Origin of the sequence: Mycobacterium sp. D16R24 (assembly GCF_002013385.1) — a bacterium.
Taxonomy (GTDB): domain Bacteria; phylum Actinomycetota; class Actinomycetes; order Mycobacteriales; family Mycobacteriaceae; genus Mycobacterium.
In genome coordinates this window covers 1-13,923 of the sequence record NZ_MAEV01000050.1, presented here as the reverse complement: position 1 = coordinate 13,923, position 13,923 = coordinate 1, and the positions used below count along the sequence as shown (strand labels likewise).

Annotated in this window: 14 protein-coding genes and 2 pseudogenes; 9 read left to right on the top strand and 7 right to left on the bottom strand. The window is 63.6% G+C overall.

Features of this window, described 5'->3' with window-relative positions; genetic code table 11:
* Positions 1-174: 174 nt before the first annotated feature.
* Positions 175-1,476 carry a lipase family protein gene (locus B4383_RS25735; protein WP_286143877.1) on the bottom strand — a complete coding sequence of 434 codons (1,302 nt, stop codon included), beginning with the start codon at positions 1,474-1,476 and terminating at the stop codon, positions 175-177.
* A gap of 284 nt (positions 1,477-1,760) precedes the next feature.
* On the opposite strand from B4383_RS25735, the gene B4383_RS25730 reads away from it, so the two are divergent.
* Positions 1,761-2,051, top strand: a complete 291-nt coding sequence (locus B4383_RS25730; RefSeq protein WP_078294618.1) for a hypothetical protein — start codon at positions 1,761-1,763, stop codon at positions 2,049-2,051.
* 52 nt (positions 2,052-2,103) lie between these two features.
* Here the strand turns inward: B4383_RS25730 and B4383_RS25725 are convergent, their stop codons facing one another.
* Positions 2,104-3,102: an LLM class flavin-dependent oxidoreductase gene (locus B4383_RS25725; RefSeq protein WP_078294617.1), complete on the bottom strand. Its 999-nt coding sequence runs from the start codon at positions 3,100-3,102 to the stop codon at positions 2,104-2,106.
* 71 nt (positions 3,103-3,173) lie between these two features.
* On the opposite strand from B4383_RS25725, the gene B4383_RS25720 reads away from it, so the two are divergent.
* Genes B4383_RS25720 through B4383_RS25700 form a run of 5 tightly spaced genes read left to right on the top strand, consistent with a single transcriptional unit; the run spans position 3,174 to position 7,636 of the window.
* Entirely contained in the window at positions 3,174-3,428 is a 255-nt protein-coding gene (locus tag B4383_RS25720) for a hypothetical protein (RefSeq protein WP_078294620.1), read from the top strand.
* Positions 3,428-4,459 (top strand): phosphotransferase family protein, encoded by a 1,032-nt coding sequence (locus tag B4383_RS25715; RefSeq protein ID WP_078294616.1) that lies wholly within the window; start codon positions 3,428-3,430, stop codon positions 4,457-4,459. The genes B4383_RS25720 and B4383_RS25715 overlap by 1 nt, the downstream gene beginning before the upstream one ends.
* Positions 4,460-4,476: 17 nt before the next feature.
* Positions 4,477-5,739 (top strand): acyl-CoA dehydrogenase family protein, encoded by a 1,263-nt coding sequence (locus B4383_RS25710; protein WP_078294615.1) that lies wholly within the window; start codon positions 4,477-4,479, stop codon positions 5,737-5,739.
* Positions 5,739-6,251, top strand: a complete 513-nt coding sequence (locus B4383_RS25705; RefSeq protein WP_078294614.1) for a gluconokinase — start codon at positions 5,739-5,741, stop codon at positions 6,249-6,251. Before B4383_RS25710 ends, B4383_RS25705 begins: the two co-directional genes overlap by 1 nt.
* Positions 6,248-7,636: a gluconate:H+ symporter gene (locus B4383_RS25700; protein WP_078294613.1), complete on the top strand. Its 1,389-nt coding sequence runs from the start codon at positions 6,248-6,250 to the stop codon at positions 7,634-7,636. The genes B4383_RS25705 and B4383_RS25700 overlap by 4 nt, the downstream gene beginning before the upstream one ends.
* On the opposite strand, the gene B4383_RS25695 is transcribed toward B4383_RS25700, so the two are convergent.
* The gene (locus B4383_RS25695; protein WP_078294612.1) at positions 7,633-8,379 is read right to left on the bottom strand and encodes a class I SAM-dependent methyltransferase; all 747 of its coding nucleotides are present in this window, start codon (positions 8,377-8,379) and stop codon (positions 7,633-7,635) included. The genes B4383_RS25700 and B4383_RS25695 overlap by 4 nt on opposite strands.
* Positions 8,376-9,086, bottom strand: a complete 711-nt coding sequence (locus tag B4383_RS25690) for a dienelactone hydrolase family protein (protein ID WP_078294611.1) — start codon at positions 9,084-9,086, stop codon at positions 8,376-8,378. Before B4383_RS25690 ends, B4383_RS25695 begins: the two co-directional genes overlap by 4 nt.
* A 72-nt stretch (positions 9,087-9,158) precedes the next feature.
* Between B4383_RS25690 and B4383_RS25685 the strand changes: the two genes are divergently transcribed.
* Positions 9,159-9,815, top strand: a complete 657-nt coding sequence (locus B4383_RS25685; RefSeq protein WP_078294610.1) for a TetR/AcrR family transcriptional regulator — start codon at positions 9,159-9,161, stop codon at positions 9,813-9,815.
* Here B4383_RS25685 and B4383_RS25680 read toward each other — a convergent pair.
* Genes B4383_RS25680 through B4383_RS25670 form a run of 3 tightly spaced genes read right to left on the bottom strand, consistent with a single transcriptional unit; the run spans position 9,812 to position 13,446 of the window.
* On the bottom strand, positions 9,812-11,509 hold the full coding sequence (locus B4383_RS25680; protein WP_078294609.1) for a nucleoside triphosphate pyrophosphatase: 1,698 nt from the start codon (positions 11,507-11,509) through the stop codon (positions 9,812-9,814). The genes B4383_RS25685 and B4383_RS25680 overlap by 4 nt on opposite strands.
* 18 nt (positions 11,510-11,527) lie before the next feature.
* Entirely contained in the window at positions 11,528-11,839 is a 312-nt protein-coding gene (locus B4383_RS25675) for an acyl-CoA carboxylase epsilon subunit (protein ID WP_078294608.1), read from the bottom strand.
* On the bottom strand, positions 11,836-13,446 hold the full coding sequence (locus tag B4383_RS25670; RefSeq protein WP_078294607.1) for an acyl-CoA carboxylase subunit beta: 1,611 nt from the start codon (positions 13,444-13,446) through the stop codon (positions 11,836-11,838). Before B4383_RS25670 ends, B4383_RS25675 begins: the two co-directional genes overlap by 4 nt.
* A 107-nt stretch (positions 13,447-13,553) precedes the next feature.
* Here B4383_RS25670 and B4383_RS25665 point away from each other — a divergent pair.
* A pseudogene (locus B4383_RS25665) lies at positions 13,554-13,727 on the top strand (PucR family transcriptional regulator); the annotation flags it as partial.
* A gap of 26 nt (positions 13,728-13,753) precedes the next feature.
* A pseudogene (locus B4383_RS26555) lies at positions 13,754-13,923 on the top strand (acyl-CoA synthetase); the annotation flags it as partial.

Here is a 13,923-nt window from a genome sequence, read left to right as displayed (position 1 = left end):
TGATTTGCTGGGCATTGAAGCATCTTAGATCGGCTGCAGCGGTGACACCTGTCGAGTGCTGGCCGTTAGCGGGTCTGCGCTACGTATAGGTGACCTGATCCACCCGCTCAGCGCACTTAACAAAACGATTGGGCTGCTGCACCAGAGTTGTGTTCGCGAGCGCCACCCGGTGACCTAGAACACTTGTCGCGTGAGCACCTTGAGAGTTGAATACCCGAGGCGAAGCAGTCCGATCCACGTTCTGGGTGCAAGTACCAGCGCTCCGCGTTGAGTTTTCGACGGTTGAAGTGCTCGATCGTGGAATCGATCGCTGATCCATGCAAGCGCTACTGGTGTGGATATTGGATGCAGCAGGAGGTGCTCGCTGAGCACATCGCGCAGGTATGTCACGTGTGCTCCGCTATCACGGTATCTGCGAACGAGTACATCAATGTTCTGAACGCCGATGATTGGGTCGGCGATAGCTTGGAATACCAGGAGCGGCATAGCTGGAGTAGCTTGACCGAGCCGCGTATCCTCGAACATCTTCTCAACTGGCGCAAGGCCCAGAATCTGTTCTAGTGGTTCGTCCACGTAGTGATCGACTTTTTGGAAGCAGAATCGAGTCACGGCACGTAGGGTCGACATTTGCCTCAACGAGCTCAGCAGTGTTTCGCCCTGCGCGGTGACGTGTTGCCGAACGATCGCATCGAAGTCGGGGTAGCTGTTTCTGAGCGCGGCGATGACCAACGCGGCGAGCCCGGCAAACACCGACCCATTTAGGCGGTGGAAAGCGGCGCGTAGGTCGGCTACGGGCGATCCGAGCACCGCGCCGACAACGTTGAGTTCCGGGGCATAGCTATGCCACAACTCGGCTGCCCATCCGGTAGCCAGACCACCTCCGGAGTAGCCCCACAGAGCGATAGGAGCTGACTTAGACAAACCGGCCTGTTCGAAGCTGACTGCCGCGCGGAGCCCATCGAGGATGCAATAGCCGGGTTCGCGCGCAGCGCCCCAACTACCGCGACTGCCTTCGTGATCTGTTACGACCACTGCCCAGCCTCGGCGCAGCGTTTCTGCGATGAGAAGATACTCGAACGGTGTTGCGCCGCCAAGTATCTGTGCGCGTCGTTGAAATGTATACGAGGGAAAGGCTTTCGAGGTTATCGCGTCTATTGCGCACTGGTAGGAGACAATAGGGCGAGGTGTCTCGGACGAGCCTGCCGGTAGGAGAATTGTCGTTACTGTCGCTTGTGGGTTCGCGTTGGCGTCGATGGTCCGATACAGCAACTGATAGGCGGTAACGCGCTGAGGAATACGTCCGAGGAAAGCTACATCGATAGCACGTGAACGCAAAATGTCCCCTGGCGCCGCCCGCGAAAAGCCGTCAGGTGGGACGCAAAATGGATCATCAGCTGGTGGGATCGGCCGACTCACCCTTTCCTGGCGATCGGTGCTAACACGATGCGCCGGGAGGTCCTCGGCGGGCGAGGTCATTGCGGAACCATAGCTTGCGAGTACATCGGTCGCAACCAATCTGGAGTTCAGGCCAGATCGACGAACTCGGACCATTCACGTTTGCTCCGTGCAAACACCACATCGTCCAGGACGGAACACGGCCACCGAGCAGTGCAGGCGACCTGGACCTCCTCGTGCCTCTTCCCCGACGGCCCTCTACATGGACGACCAGCGTCCAAAGCTGGCTCTGGATAACTCAGAGTTGTCACGGGCTCTTGAAAGCTGCCCCTCTGGTTTGTCTTGCGTCAAGTTTTTAGCAGCGTTTGACTGGGGCGATCCCGGCCGAAAAAACCTGGTGCCACTTACAGACCAAGGTCGCACTGCCCCCATGCCAGCGCGGTGCTTTGGCGCAGCTCATCTCACCGGCCAACACTGACAACACTGACAACACTGACAACACCTCCCGCACCTTGTCCTCGATCGGGCTCTTCGTTCGCCGCGACCTGGCCATCGCCACCATCTTCCAGCGCACTGCGACTCTCCATCTCACGGCCTCGCCAGAAGGCGTCAAGCGCCGCCCCAACACCTCAATCGAACTCATGTTCGAATACTAACGGTGCCCACCGACAACTAGCCGCCCCTGAAACAACTGTGACAGAAGTGAATTCAGTCGCGCGGTGTCAGCCCGCTGACCTCGGCCACGATCTCCAACGACCGCAGTTGCAGTTTCCGGTCGGGCGCGTTGGGGACCACGATGAGCTCGTCGGCATCGGCCAGTTGCGCAAAATCGTCCAGGTATGCGCCCACATCGTCGGGTGTTCCTACCGCGAAGTACTTCGTCATCGCCTGAATCTGTTGTCCAGCAGGGGACTCGAGAGCGGCGAGGGCCTCGTCGTCGGTGAGGCGCGGATCTCCGCCGCGATGCAGGAAAAGCTTGGCGCGTTCGATCAATGCCGCGCGATGTTGCTCCCGCGCGGTGGCTTCGTCGTCCGCGGCAATCACATTGACCCCCGCGATGACATACGGTTCCTGTAACTGCTCGGAAGGCTGGAACTCTCGCCGGTAGAGCGCGACCGCATCCTGCAGCGCCGGCGGCGCGAAATGCGAAGCGAAACCATAGGGCAGGCCTAATACCGCCGCCAGCTTCGCGCCGAACAGCGATGAGCCGAGGATGTAGAGCGGCACATGCGTGCCGCGTCCCGGCGTTGCGGTCACGCCCGGGACCCGGCTCTGCTCGCCCAGATACGCCTGCAGCTCGATGACGTCCTGCGGGAAGTGCTCGGCGTCCGCGGGAGAGTGCCGTAACGCGCGCAGAGTCACTTGGTCCGTCCCGGGGGCTCGGCCGAGACCGAGGTCAATGCGTCCCGGGTGCAGGGTCTCGAGCGTCCCGAACTGTTCGGCGATCTGCAACGGCGAGTGGTTGGGCAGCATGATGCCGCCCGCGCCCAGTCGGATGGTTGACGTCTGGCTGGCGACATGTCCGATCAGGACACTCGTCGCCGACGAGGCGATGGACCGCATGTTGTGGTGTTCGGCGTACCAGACGCGGTGAAATCCCAGCGCTTCGGCGTGCCGCGCGATCTCGACGCTCGCGGCGAAGCTCTCCGCCACGGTCTCGTTCGGCGCCACCCGCGCCAGATCCAGAATCGACAAAGGTCTCGCCATGAACTGGAGCAACCCTCGGAGTTTCTTCGCTATTCCCCCGTGGGACGCACCATAGAAGGTACAAACGGGTGGTGCCCTTCATTCCGACCGCAGCGGAACTGGCGGGTGCTCTCGCCGAACTGCTCGACGACCTCCAATCCGAGCTGCCCTCATCTTCGGTGCATCGAGCCCGTGTCGGTGCCAACATCGCCAGGATTCTGCAGCGAGAACTGACCTTGCCTGCGGCGCCGCCTCCCGGGGACCCTTCGTGGGCCGATCTGGTCGAGGCGGTACGCGGTGAGCTCGCAGTCGTCAAACCCGGGTACGACGTCTGGGAGGGGCAGTGATGAGACCCCTGGGCGAAGAGCATCGGGCGGGGACGGACCTGAGCGACGGGCTGACCCGCTACCTGCACGACGAGTTCGGCAAGAAGTTTGAAGTGTCGGGTGTGGTTGGCGTATCAGCTGGTGCGCGGCGGCGAAATGTGCTGCTGGACGCCACTTCCGGGGGTGAAACCCTCGAACTGGTGGCGACGATTGTGCCCGCGGTTGTGCAGCAGGTTCCGGTGGGCAGTGAGGCTGGGGTGCGTGAGCTGGCGCGCAGCCACGGCGTTCCGGTGCCGCGGGTTCGCGGTGTCTGTTCCGAATCCTCGTATCTCGGCTCGCCCTTCATGATCTCCGAGCGCATCGCGGGGGAGACGGTACCGCGCAAGGTGCTTCGACTGGTGCAATCCGCGGGGATCGGCGATCTGGTGGCGGACCAGCTCGGTGCGGCCATGGGACGACTGCACGGGATCGATCCGGCGATGGCACCGCCCGATCTACCCGGCGACCCGGAGGCCGAGCCCGCTGTTGTTCTGTTGGAGCAGATGCGCGAGGGAGTGGCGGCATTGCTTTCGGATCGGCCGGTGTTTCAGCGCACGCTGTCCTGGTTGACCGAGCACATGCCCGGTCCTCCGGCGCAGCGATGCCTGGTACACACAGATATTCGCAACGGCAATGTCATCGTCGGCGAGGACGGGTTGCGTGCCGTGCTGGATTGGGAGGGCACCACGCGTTTCGGGGATCCGATGCGGGATGTGGCCTGGACGGCCCTGCGGATGTGGCGGTTCGGCGAGGACGAGCGCGAGTTCGGCGGGTTCGCGGGCCGTGACGTGTTTGTGCGCGCGTACGAGAACGCCGGTGGAACATTTCACGCCGGCCGATTCCAGTGGTGGAAGGTCCTCGGCACCTTGTGGTGGGGTGTGGGTCTTGCCGCGCAAGCGAAGTCGTATCTGGACGGGAGCGTGCGGGATATTGTGATGGCCGCCAGCGGTCGCCGGATACCTGAGATCGAGTGGGACTTGTTGATGTTGACGAAGCCATCGATAAATCCATAGGTACCGGAAGGAACCAGATGAATTTCGAACTGCCGCCCGAACTCGTCGACTATCTTGCCGAGCTCGACGAGTTCATTGACCGCGAGATCGTGCCGCTCGAGCAGGCCGATGACAACATCCGGTTCTTCGATCACCGACGGGAAGACTCCCGAACCGATTGGGAGCGAGGGGGTCTGCCCAACGGGGAGTGGGAAGCACTGCTCGGTGAGGCACGTCTGCGTGCCGATGCTGCGGGTCACCTTCGGTACCCGTTCCCCGCGGAGTTCGGCGGACGTGACGGGTCCAACCTGGGTATGGCGGTCATTCGCGAGCACCTGGCTCGGCGCGGCCTCGGACTGCACTGTGACCTGCAGAACGAGCACGCCATCGTCGGCAACAATGTGGGGCTGCTGCTCATGCTGGAGTACGGTTCGGCGGAGCAGAAGGCCGAATGGGTGGAGGGACTGGCCAGCGGCACCAAGTCTTTCGCGTTCGGTATCACCGAGCCGGAACACGGCTCCGATGCCACCCATATGGAAACAGCAGCGGTGCGCGATGGCGGCAGCTGGGTTATCAATGGCGAGAAGACCTGGAATACCGGTGTGCATATCGCTGATGCCGACCTGATATTCGCCCGCACCTCAGGTGATCCTGGTGACGGACGCGGCATCACCGCATTCCTGGTGCCCGCGGACGCACCCGGTTTCAAGGTCGAGGAATACCTCTGGACCTTCAACATGCCCACCGATCACGCCCGCGTCTCGCTGACAGAGGTACGGGTTCCCGAGTCGGCGATCTTCGGCGGAGAGGGACGCGGGCTGGGGGTCGTACAGCACTTTTTCAACGAGAACCGGATCCGGCAAGCCGCTTCCAGTCTGGGTGCGGCCCAGTTCTGCATTGACCGATCTGTCGAATATGCCAAGGAACGCAAACCCTTTGGTAAACCACTGGCATCGAACCAAGCGATCCAGTTCCCGCTCGTCGAGCTGCAGACACAGTGCGAGATGCTGCGCGCGTTGATCCACAAGACGGCGTGGTCCATGGATACCTATGGTCCGTTCTCGGTCTCCGAACAGGTCTCGATGTGCAACTACGTTGCAAACCGGTTGTGTTGTGAGGCCGCTGATCGCGCCATGCAGGTCCATGGCGGGATGGGGTACTCGCGCCATATGCCGTTTGAACACATCTATCGCCATCATCGGCGGTACCGGATCACCGAGGGCGCCGAGGAGATTCAGATGCGCCGGGTGGCTGGGTATATGTTCGGCTTCATGAATCAGAAGGCGCCCAAGGGGGTCTAGTGGCCGAAACGTTTCCGCCCGTCGTGGTGGTCATGGGTGTGGCAGGGGTCGGCAAATCGACCGTGGCTCGCGCGTTGGCGCAGCGCCTGGGTGCGCCCTGTGCGGAGGGGGACGACTTCCATCCGGAAGCCAACATCGCCAAGATGTCGACCGGCATTCCGCTGGACGACTCCGATCGATGGCCGTGGCTGCAGCGGATCGCCGAATGGATGTCCGAGCGCGGACGGGAGGGGTCCGGTGGGGTGGTCACCTGCTCTGCGCTCAAACGCCGGTACCGCGATGTTCTCCGTGCGGGATACCCGAATGCGTTCTTCGTGCACCTGTCCGGCGACAGGGTTCTTATCGGTGACCGAATGTCTCATCGTGCAGGGCATTTCATGCCGACATCGTTGCTGGATTCGCAGTTCGAGATTCTCGAACCATTGCAATCCGATGAGAAGGGTGTCGTACTGGATGTGGGGATCGGGCCGGAGGAACTGGTAGCGGAGGCATTGGGGCAGCTCGGCCCATGAGCGCTAACCTGCTTCTGCTGGCCGAGCCGGTGAAGATCCCGCACACCACGAGCGACGTTCGGCTGCTTACCGCGGTGGTGCTGAGCATCGGCGTGATCATCCTGCTCATCACCCGGCTCAAGCTGCATCCGTTCCTGGCGCTGCTGCTGGGATCGGGGACGCTGGCCGCCGTTGCGAGTGTTCCGTTCGACAAACTGCTGGGATCCTTTGTCGCAGGGTTCGGCTCGACCATTGCCGGTGTGGGACTACTCATCGGTTTGGGGGCGATGCTGGGTCGCCTGCTGGCCGATTCCGGTGGCGCCAATATCGTCGCCGATGCTGTGCTCGCGCGGTCCAGCCCGCGCATGCTGCCCTGGGCGGTGGCCCTGATCGCGGCAGTGCTGGGGCTGCCGTTGTTCTTCGAAGTGGGTGTGGTGCTGCTGATTCCGATCGTGCTTTTGGTGGCACGCCGGGGAAATGTGCCACTGCTCCGGGTGGGCATTCCCGCGCTGGCGGGCCTTTCCGTCTTGCACGGACTGGTCCCGCCACATCCGGGCCCCTTGGTGGCGGTGGACGCGCTGAAGGCGGATTTGGGTGTCACCCTGGCGTTTGGTCTGCTGGCGGCGGTGCCCACCTTGATTGTTGCGGGGCCTCTCTATGCGCGGGTCGCGGAACGCTGGGTGGGGCCCTTGAAGATCCCCACCGCGACGGCGCCCGAGGCCGAACGTAAGGGGCCCGCTCCGAGTGTTGTCGCGGTGGTGGCAACAATCTTGCTTCCGGTGACGCTGATGTTGGCGAAGGCACTCTCCGATGTGGTGATCGACAATCCGAAATCATTGGTGCAGAGGATTTTCGACACCGCCGGCACGCCACTGATGGCGCTGTTGGCGGCGACCCTGGTGGCGATGGTGACCTTGGGGAGGGCTTCGGGTCTCGACCGCATGGGTGTCTCGGGAGTCATCGAGAAGTCACTCGGCCCCATCGCGGGAATCGTCTTCATTGTCGGTGCCGGAGGGGGATTCAAACAGACCCTCATTGATGTGGGTGTCGGGGACGCCGTGAGCACCTGGTCAGAGAAATGGCAGATCCCCGCGCTGGTGCTGGGATGGCTTATCGCGGTGCTGATTCGGTTGGCCACCGGATCCGCCACGGTGGCGACCATCACCGCTGCCGGCATTGTCTCCCCGCTCGCGGCGGACATGTCTACCGCACACGTGGCGTTGTTGGTGCTCGCGATAGGCGCTGGGTCGCTGTTCTTCTCCCACGTGAATGATGCCGGATTCTGGTTGGTGAAAGAGTATTTCGGGATGACGGTGGGTCAGACCCTGAAATCGTGGTCGGTGATGGAAACGGTGATTTCGGTCGTCGGATTCGCGATGGTGCTGCTGCTGAGCGCTTTCGTCTAACTCTTTGTCGCACTCACGAATTGCGATAAGCCCCGGACTTCCTGTTCGATGTCCCGAAATCCCGCGTCCCGTAGCACCGACGTGATGTCGGACCGGTCGAATCCGTGCAGGCCGCCGAGGGCTGCCAGTTTCACGGATGTCGACCGGAGTAGTGCGGGGCCGCGTGTGCAGCTGGTCATGACCGCGATGCGCCCGCCCGGAGTCAATACGCGAACCATTTCGTCGAGAACCTTGAACGGTTCGGGTACCAAATACAGTGCGGCAAAACAGCACACCGCATCAAAGCTTGCATCATCGAACGGCAGAGTGCGCGCGTCCGCACGCAGGTAGCCGACACCGTCGGCCGTATTAGTCCGGAGCGCGCGCCGCAGCATGGGCTCGGAGAAGTCCAGCCCGACCGCCAGTGCGTCGGAGTCCAGGTGCTGTCCCAGGTACCTGGTGAAGTTCCCGGGCCCGCAGGCGACATCGAGCAGTTTGTGGGCCCCGTCGAGTCGCAGAGACTCTGCCGCGCGGCGTCGTTCGGCGGCCGGGGTGATGCCGGTATAGAGCACCGTCTGCCCCCAGCGCCACGGCCCTTCGTAGACCGCGGCGACCACGGGATTGTTCATGGCGCGCTGTGCGCCACGTTGGGGCTGGTCCGAGGGCGGCGGGAGCAGATCCAGGTATCCGGCCGACGCGTGTGCACCACCGTCGAGCGCGTCGGGCCGGATCAGCTCGCGAATTCGGTCCAGTGTCGTCGTCATCGGGCCTCCTGCAGCCGGTCGTCATCGCGAAGGTGTTGAGCGAAGAAGACGTAGACCCGTTGCCAGGCATCCGCTTCGGCTTCGGGGGAGTACCCGAATCCGGCGATCCGCATCAGCGGCTGCATGGGCAGTTGGTTGGCGAAGCTGTGGCCCGCGTCGTACTTCTTGATGTCGTGCTCGATGCCGTGGGTGTCCAGCGCCTTGCGCAACCGGGGCTCACCCCGGACCACGAACGGGTCTCGCGTGCCCAGGCTCGCGACGATGGGGCACGATCCCTCGAAGTGGTCTCCATAGGGGCCGGGCATCGCACCGTAGAAGGGGGCGGCGGCGTCGAATCCCTGGGTAGCGGTGATCATCGCGAATCCGCCGCCCATGCAAAAGCCTGCCACCCCCACCGAAGTGGTGGTGTAGGGCAACGTTTGGACGTAGTCGCGGGCGGCCAGCACCTCCTCGACGGCTCGCCCGCGACGAGTGGCGAGATTGGTCAAGACCCTGTTGATGCAGCGGATCCGGCCACGTGAGTACAGATCGGGTGCCAGCGCCACGTAGCCGTTCGAGGCGACATTCTTGGTGATGCGGCGCAGGTCGGGAGTCGAGCCGTTGATGTCGTGGAGCACGATGATCGCCGGCCAGGGTCCGTCGCCGTCGGGCGTCTCCAGGATGGCGCTGATCTCGCCATGCGGGGTCGGAATGTGGATGTCGGTCATGCCGGGCGGACCTCCGTGACATAATTGTTTAACGCTGACGTCAAATTAAATAAAAAGGTAGGCTGCGGCGCGATGTCTGTCAATCCCCGGAGGTCCAGAGGGCGCCCGCCCCAGACCGACGAGCAGCGCGCCGCGACGCGCGCTCGTATCCTGGTCGCCGCTGGTGCGGTCTACGCCGAGTACGGCTACCGGGGCACCACGGTCGCGCGCATCGCCGAGCGTGCCGGGCTATCGAAACCCACCTTCTATACGTTCTTCGACGGTGTGGCAGAGGTGATTACGGCGTTGGTGACGGAGAGCCAGCAGCAGATGCTGGCGCAGTTGGCGCCGGTGGTGAATGCCGGTGGGGCCCTGCTGGAACAGCTCAGTGCGGGCCTGGACGTCTACCTCGATACGGCCGAACGCGGCCGCGACTCATGGCTTGTCTTCCATATCGAACAACACGATCCGTCGTCGCCCGCTCGCTTGCTACGGGCCACCTATGAGAGTCGGCTCATCGAAGTCATACAGCAGGCGCTGATCGCGAGTGGCAGGCCCGCACCCACTGCGGAGACCTTGGGTGTGCTGCTTGCCAGCATGCAGGCGGGCTGCTATCGATATCTATCCACGCCCGGCGATGGCAGGCGGGCGGTGCGCGCCGCGATGCTTCGCAGCGCGTTCGCGCTGTTGGGCACGCCGCAGGACTGGCGCCAGGCCGCCGAGCGTCCAGAGCTGTTCGGTGAGGGCTAGATGCTGAGGTACTGGGGTGTCAGGACGATGGAATACAGGATGGTTCGGTAAGCCCGCGTCGGATCGGTAACCCATTGGCTCACCAGGAAATACAGCGTCTGGGTGCCGTCGGCGTTCATGGTGACGTTGACGACCTGCGGCCCGTACGGCTGCAGCAGCTTGTGCGGATCCCGGGAGATGAACGGGTCATCCGGGCGCGGATCGGACGGATCGTTGCGGATCAGTACCGTCATGGGCTCGCTGACCAGCTCCTGCGGGGTCCGGAACAGCTTGAGCCCGATGTGTGCGTCGCCGGAACCATTGGAATCCAGCAGTCCGAAACCGCCTGCGGGCAGGGCGAACAGCTGATTTTCGCGGTCCCCGCCACCGGCGATCTGACCGATCTTCTCCCAGGCAGACGAGTCCAGGAACTCCGGATCGTCGATCGGCGGTGTGAGCCACGCGAATCGCGGCGCCCAGGGCCCGGTTCCGACATTGCCCGCCACCAGCATCCGGCGACCGGGTACCGAGACTCCGCTCGGTTGCGAGATGCCGACCATGACTCCCATCGGCCGGTATGACGATTTACCCGGCTCGCTCACGTCGTACACGGTGGTGTCGGCCGATACGAAGGTGCTGCATCCCGGCGACGGAATGCACGAGGCGAACAAGAGCGAGCGGTGCGCCAACTCCGCCGATCCGGTGGGTAGTAGCCGGGCGCCGTTCTGTGCATTCGAGGGCAGCACAAGGGGTTTAGAGCGCCCGCCGAGTGCGACCGAGGGGCTGGCGGGGTCAACGGCTATCAGCTGGATGCCATCGCCGGTGTTCAGATAGTCGCCGGTCCACAGGCAGGCGCCGCGGTTGGTGTGCACCCCGAGGTCGAATGAATCATCGCTGCAAGCGGTTTGGAAGCTGGTGTTGACCGACGGCATGTGGGGAATCGGGTTGCCGTGGACGTCCTTGAATTCTTGCTGTTGGGTTGGCCCGATCATCACAAGCGAGTCGAAGAGCGGCACCATGCGAGGCGGCAGTGGGGCAACCGTGGGCGTGTCCGGGTGAAAGGGCTTTGGTGGCACGTGCTTAACGTGACCGACCCACAATGACGAGGCGGGTACGCCAAGCTTGTCCAGCAGCCGCCCGAGTAGCGGAACGCTGACACCGATCACATTCGATGGATCGCCGTCGATGCCTTCGACGAACCAGCTGCCCAAGCCGTCGAGTGTGAATGCGCCCGCTACCTGAAGAGGCTCGCCGGCGGCCAGGTAGGCCTCGAGATCTTCTGCCGATGGCGTGCCGAAACGCACTGTGGTCGATCGCGTTTCACTGACACGTGCGACGGGTTTACCGTCGATGACCCGCACCAGGCAGTGTCCGGTCAGCAGCTCGGCGGAGCGTCCGGCCATCAACCCCCAGCGGCGGCGCGCTTCCTCGATGGTGCCCGGCTTGCCCTGCAACGTGCCGTCGAGGAAGAGCATCGAATCACAGCCGAGCACCACCGCATCGGCGGCCACCGTGCCGGCCAACGTCATCGCGACATCAAAAGCTTTGGCGCAGGCCAGAACCTCTACGGCGCGCGTTGGCGTCGTACCCGAAGGCTGAGTCGCCATGACGAGATGTTCGTCGACGTGCGACACGATGACGATCGGGTTGAGACCGGCCTGCTCCAGGATCCGTTCGCGCGCGGGGGACGCGGACGCGAGTACAAATGCGGTCACGGGGCCTGTGACGGCTGTCTAGAACGTGCCCTGTGGACGCGCCAGCTTCGCGCGCTCGAACAACGTGACTCGCTGCCAGCTGTGCGGGCTGTAGCGCAACATGTCAATCGGCTCGGCCCAGAGGTTTCGGGGCTTGAGGCTCTCGGTCTCGGCCTTCGAGGCCAAAGCGCTCAGTGCCGCGACCAGAGCCGCGATCTCCGCGTCGGTCGGGTTGCCACTGAGCACCTGCACGTCGGCAGCCTTCACTCGGCCTTCCTCGCCGGGGTTCGCTTCAGCGGTTACGGTCTCGGTGCCTTCTTCGGTCACGGACGCACCTTCTTCATTCGTCACAGGGGAATGTTTCCGTGCTTCTTCGGTGGGAGCCGCACGATCTTGCGATCGAGCAAGCGCAGCGACGTGGCGATGTAGCCGCGGGTGTGCGACGGCGGGATGACCGCGTCGACGTATCCGCGCTCGGCAGCCATGTACGGGTTCACCAGGGTGTCCTCGTACTCCGCCTGCAGCTGCAGGCGGAGGGCGTCCACGTCGTCACCGTTCTTGGATGCCTCGGCCAGCTGCGAGCGGTACACGAATCCGACCGCGCCGGAGGCGCCCATGACAGCGATCTGGGCGGTGGGCCAGGCGACGTTAACGTCGGCGCCCATGTCCTTCGAGCCCATGACGCAGTATGCACCGCCGTAGGCCTTCCGGGTGATGACGGTGATCTTCGGAACGGTGGCCTCGCCGTACGCGTACAGCAGCTTGGCGCCGCGCCGGATGATGCCGTTGAACTCCTGCTCGGTGCCGGGCAGGAAGCCGGGCACATCCACCAGGGTGATGATCGGGACACCGAAGCAGTCGCAGGTGCGGATGAACCGCGCGGCCTTCTCGGAGGCGTTGATGTCCAGGCAGCCCGCGAACTGGGTGGGCTGGTTGGCGACGATGCCGACGCTGCGGCCGTCCACACGGCCGAATCCGACGATGATGTTCTGTGCATATCCGGCCTGCACCTCGAGGAACTCGTCATCGTCGAGGATGCGGGTGATGACCTCGTGCATGTCGTACGGCTGGTTCGGGGAGTCGGGGATGAGCGTGTCGAGCTCGATGTCCTCGTCGGTGAGGTGGTCTTCAATGGACCCCGTTGGCGCCTCCGTCGAGGGATGGCGCGGTGGCTCCGAGGCGTTGTTCGACGGCAGATAGCTCAGGATGTCGCGCACATAGTCGAAGGCATCCTGCTCGCCGGAGGCGACATAATGCGTGGTGCCGGATTTCGCCTCATGGGTGTGCGCGCCACCCAGTTCCTCCATGGTGACGTCCTCACCGGTGACGGTTTTGATGACGTCCGGGCCGGTGATGAACATCTGGCTGGTCTGGTCCACCATGACGATGAAGTCGGTCAGCGCGGGCGAGTAGACGTGGCCGCCAGCGGCCGGGCCCATGATGAGCGAGATCTGCGGGATGACGCCCGAGGCGATGACGTTGTTGTGGAAGATCTGGCTGTATAGGCCGAGGGAGACCACACCCTCCTGGATGCGGGCGCCGGCGCCTTCGTTGATGCCGATGAGCGGGCGGCCGGTCTTGAGGGCCAGCTGCTGCACCTTGACGATCTTCTCGCCGTACACCTCACCGAGGCTGCCGCCGAACACCGAGACGTCCTGGCTGAAGATGCACACGTCGCGGCCGTCGATGGTGCCGAAACCGGTCACCACGCCGTCGCCGAGCGGGCGCTTGTCGCCCAGGCCGAAGTTTGAGCTGCGGTGCTTGGCCAACGCGTCCAGTTCCACGAACGAGCCCTCATCGAGCAGCGCATAGATGCGCTCACGGGCGGTCAGCTTGCCCTTGGCGTGGATCTTGTCGACGGCGGCTTCACCGACCGGGTGCAGTGTCTCCTCGCTACGCCGACGCAGATCGGCGAGCTTGCCCGCGGTGGTGTGGATATCCGGCTCGGTGGTCGTCATGGGTCCCGATGTTATCGCGCGCCACCCGGCAGAACACGCATGGGCCTTAGAGAGTTCTCAGAAATTTTCTCGAATGGATGTTCACCGATAGCGGTAGATAGAAGGAGATGGACGAACAGGCTGCGCTGGATGCCGACCTGGTGTTCGCGATCGTGTCCCATTTCGACCAGCTCGACGTCGCAGACGCCGAGGCAGCGGTGCGTTCGGCGGGGGAACTGGCCGGATGCCCGGTCGGTGTCCGCTGGTCCGATGTCGAGCCCGTGGTGTGGCTGGAATGCGAGGACCTGATGGGTGCACTATCGGCGATATGACCGCTGCGTCCACCCCCGGCGCGTGCGCGCCGCGGGCCGATATCGCGTCCATGCTCCTTGACCGTCTGGGCGACAGTCATCCAGGGCTGCGTATCCGCGACCGCGACTGGACGTGGAACGACGTGGTCGGTGAGTCTGCCGCTCGGGGCGCACTTGCGCGGAAGCT

What these genes read in the sequence shown, in the direction of transcription:
- B4383_RS25735 (WP_286143877.1), bottom strand. Translation starts at nt 1,476, where the DNA reads ATGACCTCGCCCGCCGAGGACCTCCCGGCGCATCGTGTTAGCACCGAT.
- B4383_RS25725 (WP_078294617.1), bottom strand. Translation starts at nt 3,102, where the DNA reads ATGGCGAGACCTTTGTCGATTCTGGATCTGGCGCGGGTGGCGCCGAAC.
- B4383_RS25715 (WP_078294616.1), top strand. Translation starts at nt 3,428, where the DNA reads ATGAGACCCCTGGGCGAAGAGCATCGGGCGGGGACGGACCTGAGCGAC.
- B4383_RS25710 (WP_078294615.1), top strand. Translation starts at nt 4,477, where the DNA reads ATGAATTTCGAACTGCCGCCCGAACTCGTCGACTATCTTGCCGAGCTC.
- B4383_RS25700 (WP_078294613.1), top strand. Translation starts at nt 6,248, where the DNA reads ATGAGCGCTAACCTGCTTCTGCTGGCCGAGCCGGTGAAGATCCCGCAC.
- B4383_RS25695 (WP_078294612.1), bottom strand. Translation starts at nt 8,379, where the DNA reads ATGACGACGACACTGGACCGAATTCGCGAGCTGATCCGGCCCGACGCG.
- B4383_RS25690 (WP_078294611.1), bottom strand. Translation starts at nt 9,086, where the DNA reads ATGACCGACATCCACATTCCGACCCCGCATGGCGAGATCAGCGCCATC.
- B4383_RS25685 (WP_078294610.1), top strand. Translation starts at nt 9,159, where the DNA reads ATGTCTGTCAATCCCCGGAGGTCCAGAGGGCGCCCGCCCCAGACCGAC.
- B4383_RS25670 (WP_078294607.1), bottom strand. Translation starts at nt 13,446, where the DNA reads ATGACGACCACCGAGCCGGATATCCACACCACCGCGGGCAAGCTCGCC.